General features: G+C 61.3%; 2 protein-coding genes. One reads left to right on the forward strand and one right to left on the reverse strand.

Annotation, left to right across the window (positions count from 1 at the left end):
- Positions 1-396 (forward strand): hypothetical protein (locus tag ACFWVD_RS28580; RefSeq protein WP_379247998.1); only part of this gene is annotated, 396 nt, incomplete at its 5' end.
- Between the two features lie 501 nt (positions 397-897).
- Here ACFWVD_RS28580 and ACFWVD_RS28585 read toward each other — a convergent pair.
- On the reverse strand, positions 898-1,380 hold a 483-nt coding region (locus tag ACFWVD_RS28585; protein ID WP_379248000.1), incomplete at its 5' end, for a hypothetical protein.

Below are 1,380 nucleotides of genomic sequence, written 5' to 3' on the forward strand. Positions count from 1 at the left end.
ATGTTCGACCGCGTCACCGGGTTGCGACCCGAGGAAGCCGCGCGATGGACCGCGCTTGTCGAGCAATGTCGCCCTGTGCTCGCGAACGAGGGGATGGAGGCCGTTCAAAATCTGCTGGCCGAGCACGGCATGAGCATCATCCAGTCGATCGCGATTACCCGGGCGGTGCTCGGTTGGGCAGAGACACCTCTACGCATCGCCACCGACATCGTGACCACGAGTGCTGCTCGGACGGTCATCAGCGACGCAAGCTCGCAAGCTGAGCTACGAAGAACAGCACGGACGTTGGTTCAGAGAAGCCTGCGTCCGCTGTTCAATGCTCCAGCCGGACCCAGCACAGCGACCCCGTCTCGTCGAGATTCGCGACAACCTGATCGCCCGCATCGCGGAGGCTGAACGAGAAGGATGGCTCGGCGAGATCGACGGACTTCACGTGAGCCTTGCCGGCGCCGAGGGCAAGCTGGCCCAGCTCGATGCTGAGGCGAGACGTCTGGGGGGCGCAGTGAGCCTCGGCATGCCCACCTTCAGTCAGATCGCTGGCCAAGACGGCGGGTAGATCACCGAGACCTGCGCGCGCCCCTGAAACACACATGCCGACGAGGCGCACAGGTCAGTACCGTGATGGGCGGGCATCCCCATGGGGAGCGTGGAGACTACGCATGGGCGGGCCACATGAAGCAAGTTGAGCTCGTCATAGTGCAGTTTGAGGAGTCAAGAGACTCATAAAGATCGGCCGAGTGCCAGCGAAGCGAAGGGACCCTGACGAGCGCAGTCCCGAGCGGCGGCGGGCAGACGGCGAACCAGGCCAGCACAGGCCGCTCCTTCGGATCGCCTGCAGGCGTGATCTCGGACGCACACTTTGGTGCGGATGCCCCCGCCCCCACGTTAGGGAGACAGTCAAGTGACCTCGGCGATAATACCGGCAATTATTTTGGCGGCCTCGTCACGCGTGATGTAGCCCAGGCGTTCGGCCTCATAAACTCTGGCGATTCGGTCTTTCACGCCCTGCGGCAGCGTTGCCCCAGTGCCGCTGTCGTCAAGTTCGCGCCTTTTGGGATCTCTCCACTCGCCCGTATTTCCGCTCCATACGGCATAGGGGTATCGGTCTTTGATCTGCAGATACACTTTGGTGACAGCCTCAAAGAGACTCGGGAAGTAGAGGCTGGGCGACCACGCGTTATACCCATTCTTTCCGCCTGGCGGAAATTCTCGAAGCACATACTCTATATGCGAATTGGAAGTATCCGCCGAGATTGCGTCCAGGGTCCAGCCGTCTGCCTGGAATCGCCACCACTTTGCATTGAATGGCTGCCATCTCCAACGTTGAGGGTCGTCCGAACCATCCACGTGAGCGTGTACCCCCTCAACGAACTGCATGTA

This window comes from Nocardia sp. NPDC058666, from assembly GCF_042714895.1.
GTDB lineage: Bacteria > Actinomycetota > Actinomycetes > Mycobacteriales > Mycobacteriaceae > Nocardia.